Source organism: Aquisalimonas sp., from assembly GCF_007120195.1.
Classification (GTDB): Bacteria; Pseudomonadota; Gammaproteobacteria; order Nitrococcales; family Aquisalimonadaceae; genus Aquisalimonas.
Genome location: NZ_SKOG01000187.1, coordinates 1 through 17,890 on the forward strand (window position 1 = coordinate 1; position 17,890 = coordinate 17,890).

Sequence of the window (17,890 nt, forward strand, 5' to 3'; positions counted from 1 at the left end):
GCCGCCGCCGGCTTCGATCAGCACCTGACCAAACCGGCATGCTTCGCCGAGCTGGCCCAGTGCCTCCGGGCAGCGCGCCTTCGCTGAGCCCGCGGGCCGGCTGATGACCCTTCGCAAGGCGCGGGGCTGCGGTGGTTGGGCAAGCAGGCGGGGGCTTGCATACCGAAGAGGGTATTGTCCTTGCAGGGGTTGTGCGCATTGGCGGTGTCACGCTCGGTGAAGGCGACTCTCTGCACAGGGAGCCTGTCGAGAAGCACGACGTCGTCGCGGTGTCCGATGCCATCAATCTTGTATCCTTGCAGAAAGGCACGCCAGTCATCGAGTAGTCGCGTGGAAGGCGAGGAGTATGGGAGTCTTCGATCTCTCCGGCAGTACAGCCCTCGTCACCGGCGCCGGTCGCGGCATCGGTCGCAGCATTGCGCTGGGTCTCGCGGAGGCGGGCAGCAACGTCGCGCTGTGCAGCCGCACGCGATCGGAGCTCGAGGAGGTGGCAAACGGGGTGCGCGCATTCGGGGTTGAGGCGCTGATCGTGCCGTGCGATGTCACGGATCCCACCGCGATTCAGCAAGCCGTGGATGCCACCGTTGCGATGTTCACACGGATCGACGTGCTGGTGAACAACGCCGGCCTGACCGTCAAGAAACCAGCCGAAGATTACACCCTGGAAGACTGGAGCCGCATCCTTGATGTCAACCTCACCGGGGTGTTCCTGTTCGCCCAGGCCGTGGGACGGCAGATGATCCGCCAGGGCGGCGGGAGGATCATCAATATTTCGTCCATCGCCTCTGAGACGGCCATCACCGGGTCGGTGGCCTATTGTGCCAGCAAGGGCGGCGTGAAGATGGTCACCCGGGTGCTGGCGGCCGAATGGGCCCGCCACGGCATCCGGGTGAACGCCATTGCCCCGGCCTATACGCAGACACCGTTAGTCAAAGCGCTTACCGAGGCGCGCGAGGGTTTCGCCGATGCCGTGTGCCAACGCACGCCCATGAACCGCCTGGGCAGACCCGAAGAAATGGTCGGAGCCGCGGTTTATCTGGCATCCGACGCCTCGTCCTATGTCACAGGCGAGACACTGATGGTCGATGGCGGCTGGACCTCTTTCGGGTTCTGAGACTGCCGATCGGCGATGTGTTCATGCGTGTTGAATTATGTGGACAGCAACCGCGCTCTCGCGTGAGGCGCACTGGCGGCAGGGGTCGGTGTAGCGCGTCGTCGAGGCGCAGCATCAGGCAAGTACGCGGCGAATGACCCAGACGTTGGCAGATCAGAATCGCCTGGAAAGGCTGCCGGAAGAGACCAAGCCGCCGTCTAAACGGACGTGCAGGACACGGCCGCAGCGGACGCGCCTGCCGGGAGCGTTTCTCGTCGTGAGGAATGACCGTGGTCCCGGGTTCCACGTCCTTGATGGGCAGCGTTTGCGACGCCAACAGTCCACAAGGTGCTACCGGCCTCGCAAAGGACGCGGTAGCCTGTTCGTTTCCATCCCCCACCCTGAGCAGATACACAGTTCATCTCGGGGGTGTTGGGGGGTACACCCGTTGCTCGATTGCTTTCTTTGAAAAATCATCGCTTATGTCTGCAATGAAACTCGCCTCCTGGAATGTGAACTCACTCAAGGTGCGTCTGCCCCACCTGCTCCAATGGCTGGAGGCAGAACAGCCGGACGCGGTGGGCCTGCAGGAGACCAAGCTCACGGACGACAACTTCCCGGTGGCCGCCCTGCGGGAGGCGGGTTACACCGCCGTCTACGCTGGGCAGAAGACCTACAACGGTGTGGCCGTGCTGGCGCGGCGGCAGCCGATCGACAACCCCCTCACCGACATCCCCGGGCTGGAGGATGCGCAACGGCGCGTGCTGGCGGCGACCATCGGCGACCTGCGGTTCATCAACCTCTATGTGCCCAACGGCTCGGTGGTCGGCAGCGAGAAGTATGCCTACAAGCTGGACTGGCTCGCCCGGCTACGGGACTGGCTAGCGGCGGAGATGGAGCGCCACCCGCGCCTGTGCGTGGTGGGCGATTTCAACATCGCCCCGGCCGATGAGGACGTCCATGATCCGGAACTGTGGCGGGGCAAGGTGCTGTTCAGCGAGCCGGAGCATGCGGCGCTGAAGGCCCTGACGGACCTGGGGCTGGCGGACACCTTCCGGCGCTTTCGCCAGGAGGAGCAAGTGTTCTCCTGGTGGGATTACCGCATGAACAGCTTCCGTCGCAATCGGGGCTTGCGCATCGACCTCATCCTCGCCAGCCCGGCTCTGGCGCAGCAGTGCACGGCCGCGCGCGTGGACGTGGAGCCGCGCCGCTGGGAACGCCCCTCGGACCACGCGCCGGTGGTGGCGGAGTTTGCCCAGGCGTGAGGCGCACCCGCGCGTTGTGCGCCTTGCGGCGCGGTTAGTTTCACGGTGCATTACGCCTGCGGCTAATGCACCCTACACCCTTCGATCGGGCCCGGTGCCATAGCATCGCTGCACGCGGGTTACGATATTACCCGTTCACCACCGGGATCAGGTTCACCACCGCCAGCGGCGGCCCGACGAATAGCAACGGCCGCCAGCGTACCCCCGCCACGCGACGCAGCCGCTCCCAGTGCCCCACCCGCAACGCCAGGGCCAGCAGCGCGGTGCCCAGAACCAGGGCGACCAGCCCGGCGTGCAATAGTGACTCGGTCTCGGTCACCGCATCCGGCGGCTCGGCAACCTCCGCCCCAAGCGCTCGGGCGAGCAGGAACAGGCCCAGGACCGCGCCATTATGGATCGCGTGGATCGCCACGCCCGTCCAGACGCTGCCGGTCAGCCACACGGCGAAACCCAGCAACAGGCCGAAGACCACATAGACCGGCACCAGCGACGGCAGGCCGTGAAGCCAGGCAAACACCGTGGCAGAGATGGCCAGCGCCGCGGGCACACCCCAGCGGCGCGCAACCCCGGTCTGCAACCGCCCGCGTACCAGCAGTTCCTCGATCAGCGGTGCCGCCAGCAGCAGCAACACCAGCAACATCGCCAGTCCACCGGGCTCATCCAGGACGCCTTCGATCACGGGAACCCAGACCTGATCCGGTTCCAGCGCCCAGGTGAGCAGGCTCAGGGACGCATAGTTGAGCACCAGCACAGCGAGCAGCAGAAGCAGGAAGCCCCCGGGCTGGGCCCTGGGCACAGCGAGGCCATATGCCGTCAGCCGGCGCGCCAAGCCAGCCTGCCAGGGCCGCAGCAGCAGTGCCAGGAAAGCGGCCAGCGCCAGCACCATCAGCACCGGCCGCGCGGCCGGGGGCAGGTCGTCAAGGCGCAGGGGCCATTGTGTGACCAGCGAACCGACGACCGCCAGGGCGGCACACCAGATGCTCAGGGTCAACGGCTCCATTTGCCGCCAGGAGATCGCTCTCATTACCGCGCCTCGCATCATTGCGTTTATTTGACGGGTACCCACCCGCTGAGCGCCATCCAGCCGCCCGCGACCCGGGTCAGGCTGAACGGCAGGCCCCGCCAGGCAGGGCATCCGCGCCAACCCATCCCAGGGTGGCCGGCGCGTCCGAAGGCCTCGGCGAATCCAGGCTGCCGGGCTCATTGTACAGGTACCCCCGCCTTCTTCGGCTGCGATCGGTAGCGGCGGAGCCTGCCAATCAACCCGCATCCCGTGCGATCATCGGCGCTTGCGGCGCGGACGCACGGGAGAACGGCATGGGCGAGGTGAAGTATCGGGATCTGCGGGATTTCATGGACCGGCTGGAACGCGATGGGCAGCTCAAACGGATCACTGCACCGGTGGACCCCTACCTGGAAATGACGGAGATCTGCGACCGCACCCTCCGCCGTGAGGGCCCGGCGCTGTTGTTTGAAAATCCCAGGGGTTACCGCATGCCGGTGCTCGGCAACCTGTTCGGCACGACCCACCGGGTGGCGCTGGGCATGGGTGCGCAGGATACGGAGGCGCTGCGGGAAATCGGCAAGCTGCTGGCGTTTCTGAAGGAGCCGGACCCCCCTAAGGGCATGAAGGACGCGTGGAAGCAGCTGCCGATCTTCAAGCAGGTGCTGAACATGAGCCCGAAGACGGTGCGCCGGCCCGAGTGCCAGGAGCACGTCACCGAGGGCGAGGATGTGGACCTCTCCCACCTGCCGGTGTGGACTTGCTGGCCCGGCGACGCGGGGCCGCTTATTACCTGGGCGCTGGTGGTCACGCGCGGGCCGTTGAAGGAGCGCCAGAATCTGGGCATTTATCGCCAGCAGGTCATCGGGCGTAACCGCGTGATCATGCGCTGGCTGGGTCACAGGGGCGGGGCGCTGGACTTCCAGGAATGGCAGCAGGAGCACCCTGGCGAACCCTTCCCCGTCGCGGTCGCCCTGGGCGCCGACCCGGCCACCATCCTCGGGGCGGTTACACCCGTGCCCGACACCTTGTCGGAGTACGCCTTCGCCGGCCTGCTGCGCGGCAGCAAGACCGAGCTGGGCAAGTGCCTGGGCTCGGATCTGCAGGTGCCGGCCACCGCAGAGATCGTGTTGGAAGGGCACATCTACGCCGATGACATCGCCCCGGAAGGCCCCTTTGGCGACCACACCGGCTACTACAACGAGGTGGACCACTTCCCGGTGTTCACCGTCGAGCGCCTCACGCACCGGAGCAATCCGGTCTACCACAGCACCTACACCGGTCGGCCGCCGGATGAACCCGCCGTGCTCGGAGTGGCGCTGAACGAGGTGTTCGTACCGATCCTGCGAAAGCAGTTCCCGGAGATTACCGACTTCTATCTGCCGCCGGAGGGCTGTTCCTACCGCATGGCCGTGGTCACGATGAAAAAGCAGTACCCGGGGCACGCCAAACGGGTGATGCTCGGCGTGTGGTCGTTCCTGCGCCAGTTCATGTACACCAAGTTCGTCATCGTCACCGACGACGACGTCAACGGCCGGGACTGGAACGACGTCATCTGGGCGATGACAACGCGCATGGACCCGCAGCGGGATACGGTAATGGTGGAGAACTCGCCCATCGACTCTCTGGACTTCGCCTCTCCCGTGTCGGGCCTGGGCTCGAAGATCGGCTTCGACGCCACCAACAAATGGAAGGGCGAGACGAGCCGGGAATGGGGGCGCCCGATCGTGATGGATCCAGAAATCCGTCGGCAGGTGGACGCACGCTGGGACGAGCTGGGGATCGACTCCTAAGTGTTCTGTAACCGAAATTCGGTTACAGAACACTAGCTACTGGCGTTTTCCCCGCTCGACACGCGTCACCCGGCCGCGCTCCAGGGTCACGATGCGGGAGAACCGGCCCGGCCCGAACTCGTAAAGCCATTCCTCCCGCACGGGAACCGCGTGGTGGAGGATGCCGGGTTGCAGGACTTGTTGCGCGGCCGGCAACCCGCACTCGCCCAGCAACTCCATGCGGGTCATGCCACGCTGGATCAGCCCCGCCCGACAGTCTGACCCCGGAAACTCGCGATAACCGTAGCCGCCGGTGCGGATCGCGACCACCTGACCGTCGCGGAAGTCCACCATGCGCACGAGGCGCCGCGGGCCCTCATTGAAGTACCAGCGCTCCAGGGTCGTGAACGTGGCACCATCGGCCCGGACGGCGAATTCGATCGGCTCGCGCAGATCCGGCTCGCCGCAGGCCCTTTCCACGTCCCAGGTGCGATCGCCGCGGTGGATCAGGTCGCCGTTGCAACGCAGGCTGCCCACAGCCGTACCGCAGACCAGGAAAAGTACCGCAGCCAGCAACCAACGCCGTTTCATCCACGCTTTAGCCATGGGATAGTCCCGTCAGATCAGAACGGTTGCGCGCAGAGCACGACGGCCTCGCGCTTACTTTAATCAGACTACCGGGAAGCTCTGCGGTTTCCTCCTTGCGTTCAGCATCCGGATGATTGCCGCGAGGGTTCACTGGGGCGCCGGTGTTTCGGCGGCTGACCCATTACGTCACAATGGCCTGCGCGGCAAGGATCACAGAGCATGAGCTATCGCATTACCATCGAACCGAGCGGTCACCGTTTCTTCACCGAACCCGGCGAGTCCATCCTCAACGCCGCACTGCGGCACGGTCTCGTGATCCCCTACAGCTGCCGCAACGGCACCTGTGGAACGTGCATGGGCAAGGTGGTCGAAGGGGCAGTGACCTATCCTGGCGGCGGACCCCCGGCCAGTCTGGACGAAAAAGAGGTGGCCGTCGGCCAGGCCCTGTTCTGCCTCGCGCAGCCGGCGGGCGATCTGGTGATCGAGGTGCGGGAAGTCATGGAAGCGGGCGATATCCTGCCGCGCCGGATGCGCTGTCGCGTCGCGAGAATGGAACGCCTGTGCCGCGACGTCATGGCGCTCTACCTGAAACTGCCTGACCACGAGCGGTTGCCGTTCCTGCCGGGGCAGTACATCGACATTTTGCTGCGCGACGGCCGGCGCCGCAGCTTCTCGCTTGCCAATGCCCCCCATGACGACGCCCTGCTGCAACTCCACGTGCGCCACATCGACGGTGGCGAATTCAGCGAGCACGTGTTCTACACCATGCAGGAGAAGGCGCTATTGCGCATTGAAGGCCCGTACGGCACGTTCCATATCAGGACCGGGAACCGACGGCCTGTGCTCATGCTCGCGGGTAGCACCGGCATTGCACCGGCGAAGAGCATGCTCGCCCACATGTTCCACACTGATGATCCACGTCCCGTGCACCTGTTCTGGGGCGCCCGGACCCGAGCGGATCTGTACATGGACTCGGAGCTGCGGGCATGGGCTGGCAGCCACCCCCGGCTGCAGTACACACCTTGTCTTTCAGAGCCACAGCCGCAGGACGACTGGCAAGGCCGCATTGGTCTGGTGCACAACATGCTGCTGCACGACTACCCGGACCTGCACGGATACGACGTCTACATGAGTGGGCCACCCGCGATGATTGCAGCGGCGCGACGCGATTTCGCGCGCCACGGCGTGGAGGATGAACACCTCTTCTGGGATGCTTTCGAGTTCGCCGCCGACTCGCAACCTGACCTGACCTCAGTCCAGCACGGCGACTGGGATGACTGAGCGTGCAACGCCGATGGCGAGCCTCCAGCGGACAACACCCCCCTCGGCGGCCCCCGCACTGGCCGTTATACTGGCCGCTTCCGTGAGCTGGAGCACCGAATGGCTGAGACCAACAACAACGGCGTCCGACTGTATTATGAGGTCCACGGCGAGGGGTCGCCGGTTGTCCTGATCATGGGGCTCGGCGGCAGCGGCCGTGCCTGGGGGTTGCAACTGCCCGACTTCGCCCGCCACCACCGGACCATCGTGCCCGACAACCGCGGCGTCGGGCATTCGGCCATGCCGCCCGGCCCTTACACCATGGTGGACTTCGCCGACGACCTGGGGGCGGTCATGGACGCTGCGCAAGCGCAATCCGCCCACCTGGTGGGGGTCTCCATCGGCGGTTTGATCGCGCAGGAATTCTATCACCAGCACCCGCAGCGCGTACGCAGTCTGACGCTCGCGGCCACCGGGACCGGTCCGGCGGATCCCGCCTATGCGCCGCCGGAGCCGCACGTCCGGGAGGTCATCAACCTCGACCGGGCGACGACGCACCCACGCACCGTCGTCGAGCGCATGAACGCCGCCTTTTACCACCCGGCTTATCGCGCCCTCGTTCCCGACCTCGACGACCGCATCCTGCAGTTCCAAGAGCGCGAGCCGCAACCGCCCCATGCCTACCACGCGCAGCTGGACGCGGCGGGCACACATGCGCCGAACAGCCCGCGGCTGCACCGGGTCGCGGTACCCTGCCTCGTGGTCCACGGCGAGCACGATGAGGTCTGGCCGCCGGCGAACGCCACTCATTTGGCCGAGCACCTGCCGGACGCCCGCCTGGAGCTGATGCCCCGCACGGGGCATATGTTGCCTTTGGAGCAGCCCCGGGCATTCAACCGCTGCGTGCTCGAGTTTCTCGCCGCCGTGGATCGTGACGCCCGATGAGTGTGGTTGAACGGCTCGACACGGGTTTCCAGGACCGGATACTGCCGGGGGTCTCGCGCACCTTCGCGCTCACCATTCCGCAGCTCCCGGAGGCGTTGCGGCCGGCTATCGGTAACGCCTACCTGCTGTGCCGCTTGGCGGACACCATCGAGGATGCGTCACGGCTGGATACCGCCACCAAGAACGAATGCTTCCGCCTGCTCGTCGCTGCCCTCGAGCGGCCTGGCCGGGGTGCGGCATTCGAGGAGGCGCTCGCGGGCTCGATCACCAGCGTCTCCGCGGCGGAACACGAACTGGTCGCCGAGGCGGACCGGGTCTTCGCGCTCTTCCATGCCCTACCGTCCGAGCAACAAACTCCCTTGCGCCGCTGCCTGACGATCATGGCCAATGGAATGGCACACTTCGAGACCCTGAAGTCACCGCAGGGGCTGCCGGACGCCGCCGCGTTCCGTGACTACTGCTACTGCGTCGCCGGCGTGGTCGGCGAAATGCTCACGGATCTCTTCGCCCAACAGCACTCGATGATCGCCCGCGCACAGCCCCACATGCGGCGCCGCGCCGTCGCGTTCGCTCAAGGGCTGCAGATGACCAACATTCTCAAGGACGTCTGGGAGGACCGGGCGCACGGCGTATGCTGGCTGCCGCGGGACGTGTTCGCGCGCCATGGCTGTTCGCTGCGGCCCGGCGCCCCCTGGCACGAGGCCCCGGAATTTCATGCCGGCATTCGGGAACTTGTGGGTGCAGCGCACGGCCATCTGCGAGAGGCCCTGGCCTACACACAGGGGATTCCGGCGCAGCAAAGGGGTATTCGGCGATTCTGCGCCTGGGCGATCGGCATGGCAGTCTATACACTGCACAATATCGACGCCCGTCCGGATTTTACCAGCGCCGCACAGGTGAAAATCTCGAGAGCGCGGCTGCGCACCGTCATTGCCGGATGCAATGTTGCGGTGCTAAACGATCGGCTTCTGGCCGGGGCGTTTAACTGGGCGGCCCGTGGCCTGCCCTCACCGGATTCGCGCCATCCGGGTTTGCTGGTGACCGACGAGGACACACCATGGATGCACACACCGTGAGCCGCTTACGCCTTTTGACGGGTCCAATGCTGGTGCTGCTCTCGGCCCTGGTGGTGACGGCCTGCGCCAGCTCGCCGCCGCCCCCGGAGCCAGACGCCTGGGACCCCATCGAGCCGGTGAACCGGCAGGTGTACGACTTCAATGAACAGCTTGACCGCTTCGTGGCCAAACCGCTGGCGGATGCCTACGTGTTCGTCACCCCACGCTTCGCCCGCCGGGGCGTGACGAATTTCTTCAACAACATGGGTGAACCCGGCAACGCGGTGAACAACCTCCTGCAGGGCAAACCCGGAGACAGTGCCAGAGATACCGGCCGGTTTCTCATCAACACCACCCTGGGCCTGGCCGGCCTGTTCGACGTGGCCACACCGCTGGGGCTGCAAGATCCCAGCGACGAGGACTTCGGTCAGACTCTGGCCGTCTGGGGCACGCCTGAAGGCATGTACCTCGTGCTACCCGCCTACGGGCCGAGCACCACCCGGGACATTCACGACATCCCCGTTTCCCTGGCCACCAATCCGGTGAGCTATGCGGGCGGCGTGATTGCCCTGCCCTTGTACGCACTGAACCTGGTCAACACCCGGGCGCGCCTGGAGCAAGCTGCGCGTTTCCGCAGCGAGGCGGCCCTGGACGAGTACGATTTCACCCGCTCGGCCTACCGGCAGTACCGGGACAACCTGATCTGGGACGGGGATCCACCCGAGGCGGATTTCTTCGATGATCTGGACGATGATTTCGATTGGTGACACGCTCACTGGGTTTGCGCCAGTAACCGCCCGATCATCTGCTCCGCTTGGCGTGCATACATGCCGCCGAACAGGTTGAGGTGGTTAAGCACGTGGTAGAGCTGATACAGCTCCCGGCGCACCGCGTAGCCGCTGTCCACGGGCCAGACGGCGTTGTAGGCGTCATACGCGGCGTCGGGAAGGCGGCCGAAGAGTTCGGACATGGCCAGGTCGGTCTCCCGGTCGCCATAGTAGACGGCCGGGTCATAGAGCACGGGCCGGCGGCTGCCATCAAAGGCGATATTGCCGGACCAGAGATCGCCGTGCAGCAGTGAGGCAGCCGGCCGGTAGTCCGTAAACAAGGCCTCGGTCTCCCCGCACAACCGCTCGCCGTCACGCAGCAGTCGACCGCCGTAGCCATTGCTCGCCGCCAGCTGCAGCTGAAAGCGCAGGCGCCGCTCGGTGTAGAACCGCACCCAGTCGCCGTCCGGCGTGTTCACCTGGGGAGTCGAGCCGATGGTGTTGTCAAGGCGCCAGCCATGGCGCTGCGCCGTGCTGGCGTGCATCCGCGCCAGTCCCTCCCCGAGCGCCGCCCAGTCACCTCGCCCCTGCAGGGTGATCCACTCCATGATGAGATAGCTGCGCCCTCCGGCCTGCCCCCAGGTCAGGGGCTCGGGGACGCGCAGCGCCTTCGCGGCAGCCAGCTCCCGCAGGCCATCGGCCTCCGCCTGGAACATCGCCAGGGCGTCGGCGCTGTTGAGCTTAACAAACCAGGCTTGCGCACCGCCCTCCAGGCGGTAGGCGACGTTGATGCTGCCGCCGCCGACCGGGGCCCGGTCTCGTGTGGCGTATGCGGTACCGGTCGCCTCAGCGATGGCGGCATCAATGGTTGACCAGGGCATTCGCACCCTCCTCACCCATCCGCAACTCCGCTCGCCGGCGCACCCGCAACGGCAGCGCCAGCGCATCGAGCGCCGCCCCGTCGGCACCAGTGACGCGGATCATGTCGCGCGCCGGCACCAGGGGTGCGTCGCGGTGAATGGTCGCCAGGCGGCGGGAGAGGAACGCAATGTCCCGGTGTTCAGCCAGCAACCGGCGGATACGCGCCGCACCCCGAAGCGGCAGTGCGCCGACGCGCTCGAGATCGACGTAAATGCCCTCCAGGCTACCCAGGGCATTGAGTAGCACCTGCGCAGTCCTGAGTCCGATGCCAGGCACACCGGGTATATTGTCCACGCTGTCCCCGGCCAGGCCGAGGAGATCCGGGACCTGGTCCGCCCGCACCCCCATGGCGCCGAGCACGCCGTCGCACCCGAGATTGCGGCGGCCGCTGGCATCCACCAACCGGTCACCGGGTTCCAGCAGCTGGGCGTAGTCCTTGTCCGAGGTCAGGTAGCGCATGGTGAACCCGTCGGGGCGAAAGCGGGTCGCGACGGTGCCGATCAGGTCATCGGCCTCGTAGCGGTCGCTGCTTAGCGCCGTCACCCCGAGTGCGCGCGTCAACGCTTCGCAGACACCGATCTGGCGCTTGAGATCCTCCGGCGCTTCCGGACGATTGGCCTTGTAGGCGGGGTAGATGTCGTTACGAAAACACGTCGTCAGGCTTCGGTCGAATGCAGCCAGCGCATGCTCCGGAGTCTTGCCCTCAAGGAAGTCGAGCAGGAAATTCCCGTATCCATAGACCGCGTTGGCGGGGTCGCCGGCTTCATCCACAAGGCGCCCGCCGATGGAGAACCACGCCCGGAAGATGTACACACTCGAGTCAATCAGATAGAGCAGCCGCATGGCGTGGGAGTATAGCGCAACGCGCAGCAATGGCAGCCGGGCACGCTATCCCGCGCCCCGGTGCTGGATGATCGTGGCTTGCGCAAGGCGGAGGCAGATCAACAGGACCACACCCTGCAACAGCAGCCCCGCCGGGGCCTGCCCGCCCAGCAGGCCGGCCAGCAGACCGAGAAACAGGAGCAGCGCCAGCGCCACTGCGGCGCTTCGGCTGTACAGCCAGCCGGCGGCCAACGCCAGCAGCGCCACCAGTGTGCCCTCCACCATGGTCGCGGTCTCCCCCGTCAGCACGCCCATGGCCACCACCGCCACAGCCAACAGCATGATCAGGCGCGCACTGGCACGGGCCAGTCGCCGCGCCTCGTCGCGGTTGCGCACAGCCCGCCAGAGGCGTGGCAAATCGCCCCACACCGGGGCTTTTGGCGGCATGGAGTCAGTCATACGCGCTCGAATCAGGCATGCCACTGCCCGCCGCGCGGGCCCCCATGCGCGCCACTGCGCTCGAAAACCGGTTCAGACCGTGGTCTCAGCCCGTGCTGCCTTGAGCCCGGCATCACCGGCGTTGTCCAGCACACTGCGCCCCGCGAGGCGGTTCACGGCGTTGAGCAGCGCGTGCAGGGAGGCCGTGACGATGTTGCCATGCCGGGCCACGCCGAACAGACTGCTACCGTCCGGGCCGCGCATCTCCACATAGGCGACCGCCTGGGCATCGGCGCCGGCATTTGCCGCGTGCTCGGTGTAGTCGACCACCTGCAGCTCCACGCCGGTGTATTTCGACAGCCCCCTCACAAACGCATCAATGGGCCCGTTCCCCTGGGCTGCGATGATGCACTCCTTGCCGTTGTCGCGGAGGGTCGCGGTGAGCTTGTCGTTGCCCTCGGCATCGGTGCCTTCCCGATACTCCACCAGCTGGAAGGGGCGGGGCACATCCATGTATTCCTGGCGGAAGGCCTCCCAGATCTCCGGGGCCCTCAGCTCGCGCCCGGTATTGTCCGTCACCTTCTGGATCACATGGCTGAACTCGATCTGCAGCCGGCGTGGCATATTCATGCCGTAATCCCGCTCCATGAGATAGCTGATGCCTCCCTTGCCGGACTGGCTGTTGATCCGGATCACCGCCTCGTAGCTGCGGCCCACGTCCTTGGGGTCGATGGGCAGGTAAGGCACCTCCCAGGGACTGTCCTTGCCCTGAGCCGCAAACCCCTTCTTGATGGCATCCTGGTGGGATCCGGAGAACGCAGTGAACACCAGCTCACCGGCATAGGGGTGGCGCGGGTGAACGGGCAACTGGTTGCAGTACTCGACCAGCCGCACGGTCTCGTTGATGTCGGCGAAATCCAGCCCCGGATGCACACCCTGGGTGTAGAGGTTCACGGCCAGGGTCACCAGATCCACGTTGCCGGTGCGCTCGCCATTGCCAAACAGCGTGCCCTCGATGCGATCGGCACCGGCCATGACGGCAAGCTCCGCCGCCGCAACGGCCGTGCCCCGGTCATTGTGGGGATGCACGGAGAGGATAATCCCCTCGCGCCGGCGCACGTTGCGGGCAAACCACTCGATCTGGTCGGCATAGATGTTGGGGGTGGACACTTCCACCGTTGCCGGCAGATTGATGATCACCGGCTGCTCGGCCGTGGGCCGCCAGACAGCGTTCACCGCATCGACGATCTCCAGGGCGTAGTCAAGCTCCGTTTGTGTGAAGCTCTCCGGCGAGTACTGGAACAACCAGTTCGTCTCCGGCCGTTGCGCGGCCAATGCCTGCACCTGCGTGGCTCCCTCCACGGCCAGATCCGTAATGCCCTGGCGCTCCATGCCGAACACCACCCGCCGCTGGACCGTGGATGTGGAGTTGTACAGGTGGACGATGACGTTCGGCGCGCCACGCACCGCTGCGAACGTCTGCTCGATCAGTTCCGGGCGCGACTGGGTGAGCACCTGGATGTAGACATCGTCCGGGATGAGGTGCTCATCGATGAGCATCCGGCAGAAGTCGTAATCGGTCTGCGACGCTGCCGGGAAGCCGACCTCGATTTCCTTGAAGCCGATATCCACCAAGGCGTGGAACATCCGGTACTTACGCTCGGTATCCATGGGCTCGATGAGCGCCTGGTTGCCGTCGCGCAGGTCAACGCTGCACCACACCGGCGGCCGTTCGATCACCGCGTCAGGCCAGGTTCGGTCCGTCAACCGCACCGGAGGGAACGTTCGGTACTTGATTTCAGGCTGCTTCAACATGTCTGTTCACTCCTCGAAAAGTATCTGCCTGTCACATCAGCGCTTGCGCCCGCGTCACGGCCACCGGGCGGACCAGAGCAACGCGTCGCCGTCTCTGGCGGATGCATTGCCCAGACCGCCCGATGACCGCGTGGCAGTCGCGGGAGCGCAAGCAGGAGCGCACAGAACACGGGTGAATGCGGCAAGAGCCGCCGGTCGGAGGACTGACTGCGGTAACAACTGGAAGCGGACATGATGTCTAACCCGGTTACAAAGCGAAACCAACGACGTACATTCCCGGCACCCCTCAGGAGGCCGGGCAAAGCAGTCGCAGTCGAAGTGCGCTTGTAATCCGAATCATCATGCCATAACGCTATGCCCAACCCGGCCTTAGGTCAACCCCCGCCTCGGCAAGCGCCCGCCGCTGACGCCGCCCGGTGCCTCGCGGAACGGGCCAAGGCAGCCACTCTGTGTGGCTCGCGGTTGCAATAGCCCATGGCGCCGAGCACTCTCTTCTCGGCTGAGCATCGCCACCCGTCTCAACTCACTAGCGCGTAGGCACCGCGCCGATGGGCCGGGACATGACTGCGGAGGAACTCCATTTGGTCGGCGAGTATCCGTTTGTTCGACAGAATAAGGTGTTCAGAAAAAGAGGGCACGAACGGCACTGCAAGCAGCGACATGGCGGCTTCCTCCGGCGTTCTGTTCATCTTGAATCCATTGCACCGCTTGCACGAAGTCGCGGCGTTGCTCCATACGTCGTGACCACCGCGGGACGTCGGGATAATGTGATCGCGGCTAAGACTACTGCCCGAGAACCGTTTGCCACAGTACAGGCAATGATACCGGTCACGGGCAAACAGGTTCGCGTTGCACAGCGTCGGGGTGTCGCGATGGGGTCTTGCTGTCCCCGTTCGCAGTGCGATGATCGAGCTGAGCTCCAGATACGACCGCTGACCGGATAGCCTGTTCGTGCCCCCCATCAACAGGGTGCTCGACTCACCCGCCGTCCAGGCAACCTTTTCTCGACAATAGAGAACCGCCGCCTCAGCCCAGCTCAACCAGGCCAAAGGCCTTCCGGTCACATCGAGCCCAAGCACCAGCGGATGCGTGTAGCCGACGTGAAGGACGGACGATCCATCAGCAAGCATGACGGCAACTTCCCGACTCGGCGGTTAAAGCCTCGTGTCGTGATCCGTCTCGGCGCCCCAAGGCTGGCTCACCGGCTCGCCGGGGGTGCGCGACACTGCCTCAACGGGTGCGCGCATGCGGCGCCAGCATTGGGCACGCCTGGCCCTGGCGACGCTGAAAGCCTCTGAAATGGCGGGCGCTGACAAATCAGGACACTCGCCTCGATATTAAAGGCAGTCGTTAGGCGTGCCAAGTCAATCACCCTCGCCCTGACATGCGCACGGGTCTGGCAGCGGGGCGTTGCCTGCACGAACAGCGAACGCCGTCCCCAACCGCCTCCCGCGGCCTCCGGCAGACGTCCATGACGGGGTGCCGGAGCGCGTCAGCGTTGACGGGTTCCGGCTGGCTGATCTGCACAAACCCCGGCGTCGGTCCCGGCTGGCGCGTCTAGGACGTCACCTCCGCCTTCCGGCAGGCAAGCAACTGCCCATACACTCCTGATAAAGCCCTGGTGCCTCGTGACAGCATCTTTTTGCGCGCCCGGCGCAGCGCCACGTAACCGTTCTTGATTAGATCCATCGTTGTGGTGTACGCATAGGCCCCAATGACCAGAGCGAGCAATTGCCACCAGTTCGCATAGTAGACCTGACAGCATGATGGACTTCCCTCAAAATCCCACGGCCCGCGGTAAATCACATGGGGCATCACTCTCTTTTGAGTGCGCGCGAGTTTGACATTAACCGAACCACCAAACACCCACGTTGTACCCATGCTGAGCGCATCGTACGCCGAGTAAAGGTAGACGTTGTTTCGCTCCTGGCACGTGAGTCGAGGGCGAACCATCCAGAAACAGGTTATTTCGCAGGATTTTCCGTTTTCAAAGTATTTGGATATCTCTTCCCTGGAACGAGCCGGTTCCGGGATCATCTGTTGGTAGCGAAGCGGCCCCTTGGTGTTGACGACGTAGCCGCCTATCATCTTTCCATTTTTGTAAAACGCCCGAATTCTATCGGCGTTCAAAAAGTAGTTTATGTTAATCGGGTTCTTGCAAAGCTGGCCAAAGTTTGCAAAGAACTCCTGGATCTCATCGCGGTCACGTAGAATTGCGCTTTTCATTTTATGCATCTCCCTGTTGCCCATCGTCCAAGTCCCTAACCGTTGGTAGGCACCCTCCCACTGTATGCGGTTATGTCAGTACCGCACACACTGCCGTTCGCATCCCGCGGAACTCGCCCCCAGAGACACGCCGTTGCGGGCACAATTGTCCTGCCCCGGCGCACTCCGTTGCTACATGACGACGACATTTTTGCCACACCCCGACGACGGGCGAATCACCAGGGGTCGAGGGCACGGGTTATGCGAAGAGGAGTTGGGGGGAGAGAGACAACAGACGGGCGGTTGCCCCTGTCGTTGATCAACCGCGACAACTCGGAGAAATCGGCGATACTGTATGGGTCACCCCACACAGAACCGGGACCGGGACCGGGTAGGGCTAGCCCGGAGTCAATGAGCCCAAGGGACAGCGACCGCACTTAAGGAACACATAAAGAGCCATGGAGGAGACGGCAATGACTCTCAAGTCCCGTCTGTACGGTGCGCCGGGCGTGGTGGCCGCAGTGGCGCTGTTATCCGGATGTTTTCTCTTCGAGGATACGCGCAGCGCGGGGGGGCGTGCACCGGAGCCGGACACCACCGCAGCCGTCGCCACGTTTAATCCGACCCGGGAAAGTGCACCGTTCCCGGCAAACTTCCTGTTTGGTTTTGATTCACAGTCCGGCCTGCTTCAGGTCGATGCGCCGGATAACCCTTTCCTCAATGCCCTCCGGGATCTCAACGGTTTTTCAACCATCGAACCCTGGACCACGCGCTTCACTGCTGCGCTGGCGCCTGAGACCCTGCCCGAGGGCGTGCGTGTCTTTGTGCTGGACGGCGTCCAGCCTCCCGTCGAGGTTGAGGATGAGTTGGTGTTCGGCCAGGATTTCGTGGCGGGCTTGCAGGATGACGGGCGGCAGCTGGTGATCTCCCCCTTGCAGCCCCTGGAGCCCGGAACGAATTACCTGGTCGTGCTAACGGATGGGCTGCGCTCTGCCGACGGCGGTGCAGTGGTCAACAGCCTCAGCTACCGCGCCTTGAAGGGTACCGAAGCGCTCGAGGGGGAGGCGGCGCGACTCCAGGCGCTGACCGACGCCGAACTGTCCGCGGTGGAAGCCTTCGACAGCTCGCTGGAGCGCGCCAATGTGGTGCTCTCCTGGTCGGTGCGCACGCAGAACATCGGGCACACCCTGCAGGCTGCCAGGGTAAGCTTCGAGGATGAGCAGGCGGGCAATCGGCAACTCCACCTTGCGCCGCTGCAAGTCAATGGCGAGCCAGTGCCAGCGCCCGGCGGCGGGGCCGCCCTGTGGGTGGGAACGGTGAATCTGCGCTACGGTCTGGGTGTGCCCACAGACCCCGGCAACCCGGACGACCCCGTCGGGCTGCCGGCCGCCGCGCCGGTGCTGAGCACGCATTGGCTGTGCAATGGCGCTTCCTGCAACACAGCGGCCGCTATCGGCGGGGGGCTCACCTACGACGCCACCGTCGATGATCTCTGGGTGCCCGTGGTCGCGGCAGTTCCTACCGATGACGGCGCCGGGGAACCTTACCCGGTGGTGTTGTTCAAGCATGGCCTGCGTCAGAACAGAGCGGACATCGTGGCGGTGGCGAATCAGTTTGCAGAGCTTGGGTACGTCACCGTGGCCATAGACCTCCCGCTCCACGGAATCGTTCGCGATCAGGTAGCCGAGACCGATCCCATCAAGGCGGTCACGGAGCTGCTGCGCGCGGAATCGGTCAATGCGTTGATTGAGCGATCCGATGTGACTGAGCGGACATTCTATGTGGACGTCGAGGGAGACAATGCCGTTGACCCCTCCGGAAGCCATTTCCTGAACGTCTCACAACCACTCGTTCTGCGGGATAACTTGGGACAGGCCGCAGCGGACATGATGGCCCTGCGGCGCGCGCTGACTAACCTAACGCTGCCGGAGGGAGAGAGCC

At 64.9% G+C, this 17,890-nt stretch carries 17 protein-coding genes; 9 read left to right on the plus strand and 8 right to left on the minus strand.

Translation table 11 applies throughout. The features are described 5' to 3' along the window. Nucleotides 1–155 precede the first annotated feature (155 nt). The 3 genes from QZT63_RS13525 (at nt 156) to xth (ending at nt 2,358) form a co-directional block, all read left to right on the plus strand. A complete protein-coding gene (locus tag QZT63_RS13525) occupies nt 156–326 on the plus strand; it encodes a hypothetical protein (protein WP_290652008.1) in 171 nt (56 codons plus the stop codon). A 20-nt stretch (nt 327–346) separates the two neighbouring features. Beyond that, nucleotides 347–1,114, plus strand: coding sequence for a glucose 1-dehydrogenase (locus QZT63_RS13530; protein WP_290652010.1), 768 nt, complete (start codon nt 347–349; stop codon nt 1,112–1,114). Between the two features lie 470 nt (nt 1,115–1,584). Then, on the plus strand, nt 1,585–2,358 hold the full coding sequence (xth, locus tag QZT63_RS13535; RefSeq protein WP_290652034.1) for an exodeoxyribonuclease III: 774 nt from the start codon (nt 1,585–1,587) through the stop codon (nt 2,356–2,358). Between the two features lie 127 nt (nt 2,359–2,485). Here xth and QZT63_RS13540 read toward each other — a convergent pair whose 3' ends face one another. Then, entirely contained in the window at nt 2,486–3,382 is an 897-nt protein-coding gene (locus QZT63_RS13540; protein WP_290652012.1) for a CPBP family intramembrane glutamic endopeptidase, read from the minus strand. Nucleotides 3,383–3,684: 302 nt separating this feature from the next. Here QZT63_RS13540 and ubiD point away from each other — a divergent pair, with 302 nt between their 5' ends. Beyond that, nucleotides 3,685–5,154 (plus strand): 4-hydroxy-3-polyprenylbenzoate decarboxylase, encoded by a 1,470-nt coding sequence (gene ubiD, locus QZT63_RS13545; RefSeq protein WP_290652035.1) that lies wholly within the window; start codon nt 3,685–3,687, stop codon nt 5,152–5,154. Between the two features lie 36 nt (nt 5,155–5,190). On the opposite strand, the gene QZT63_RS13550 is transcribed toward ubiD, so the two are convergent. Beyond that, nucleotides 5,191–5,739: a DUF2845 domain-containing protein gene (locus QZT63_RS13550; RefSeq protein ID WP_290652013.1), complete on the minus strand. Its 549-nt coding sequence runs from the start codon at nt 5,737–5,739 to the stop codon at nt 5,191–5,193. Between the two features lie 201 nt (nt 5,740–5,940). On the opposite strand from QZT63_RS13550, the gene QZT63_RS13555 reads away from it, so the two are divergent. From QZT63_RS13555 to QZT63_RS13570, 4 genes are all read left to right on the plus strand, one after another. After that, nucleotides 5,941–7,002: a CDP-6-deoxy-delta-3,4-glucoseen reductase gene (locus tag QZT63_RS13555; RefSeq protein WP_290652014.1), complete on the plus strand. Its 1,062-nt coding sequence runs from the start codon at nt 5,941–5,943 to the stop codon at nt 7,000–7,002. 99 nt (nt 7,003–7,101) lie between these two features. After that, on the plus strand, nt 7,102–7,926 hold the full coding sequence (locus QZT63_RS13560; RefSeq protein WP_290652016.1) for an alpha/beta hydrolase: 825 nt from the start codon (nt 7,102–7,104) through the stop codon (nt 7,924–7,926). Further along, nucleotides 7,923–9,002 carry a phytoene/squalene synthase family protein gene (locus QZT63_RS13565; protein WP_290652018.1) on the plus strand — a complete coding sequence of 360 codons (1,080 nt, stop codon included), beginning with the start codon at nt 7,923–7,925 and terminating at the stop codon, nt 9,000–9,002. The genes QZT63_RS13560 and QZT63_RS13565 overlap by 4 nt, the downstream gene beginning before the upstream one ends. After that, nucleotides 8,984–9,748 carry a VacJ family lipoprotein gene (locus tag QZT63_RS13570; RefSeq protein WP_290652020.1) on the plus strand — a complete coding sequence of 255 codons (765 nt, stop codon included), beginning with the start codon at nt 8,984–8,986 and terminating at the stop codon, nt 9,746–9,748. The genes QZT63_RS13565 and QZT63_RS13570 overlap by 19 nt, the downstream gene beginning before the upstream one ends. 5 nt (nt 9,749–9,753) lie before the next feature. Here the strand turns inward: QZT63_RS13570 and QZT63_RS13575 are convergent, their stop codons facing one another. The 6 genes from QZT63_RS13575 to QZT63_RS13600 form a co-directional block, all read right to left on the minus strand. After that, nucleotides 9,754–10,629, minus strand: a complete 876-nt coding sequence (locus QZT63_RS13575; protein WP_290652022.1) for a fructosamine kinase family protein — start codon at nt 10,627–10,629, stop codon at nt 9,754–9,756. Further along, nucleotides 10,610–11,512, minus strand: coding sequence for a 5'-3' exonuclease H3TH domain-containing protein (locus tag QZT63_RS13580; protein WP_290652024.1), 903 nt, complete (start codon nt 11,510–11,512; stop codon nt 10,610–10,612). The genes QZT63_RS13575 and QZT63_RS13580 overlap by 20 nt, the downstream gene beginning before the upstream one ends. A 45-nt stretch (nt 11,513–11,557) precedes the next feature. After that, nucleotides 11,558–11,938, minus strand: coding sequence for a hypothetical protein (locus tag QZT63_RS13585; RefSeq protein ID WP_290652026.1), 381 nt, complete (start codon nt 11,936–11,938; stop codon nt 11,558–11,560). Between the two features lie 84 nt (nt 11,939–12,022). Next, nucleotides 12,023–13,744, minus strand: coding sequence for a 2-isopropylmalate synthase (leuA, locus tag QZT63_RS13590; protein ID WP_290652028.1), 1,722 nt, complete (start codon nt 13,742–13,744; stop codon nt 12,023–12,025). A 518-nt stretch (nt 13,745–14,262) separates the two neighbouring features. Next, complete coding sequence (locus QZT63_RS13595; protein WP_290652030.1) at nt 14,263–14,874, minus strand: HNH endonuclease; 612 nt, start codon at nt 14,872–14,874, stop codon at nt 14,263–14,265. Between the two features lie 427 nt (nt 14,875–15,301). Then, nucleotides 15,302–15,970 (minus strand): hypothetical protein, encoded by a 669-nt coding sequence (locus QZT63_RS13600; protein ID WP_290652032.1) that lies wholly within the window; start codon nt 15,968–15,970, stop codon nt 15,302–15,304. 452 nt (nt 15,971–16,422) lie between these two features. Here QZT63_RS13600 and QZT63_RS13605 point away from each other — a divergent pair. Further along, nucleotides 16,423–17,890, plus strand: a 1,468-nt coding sequence (locus tag QZT63_RS13605; RefSeq protein ID WP_290652033.1) for a hypothetical protein, incomplete at its 3' end; no start/stop codon positions are given.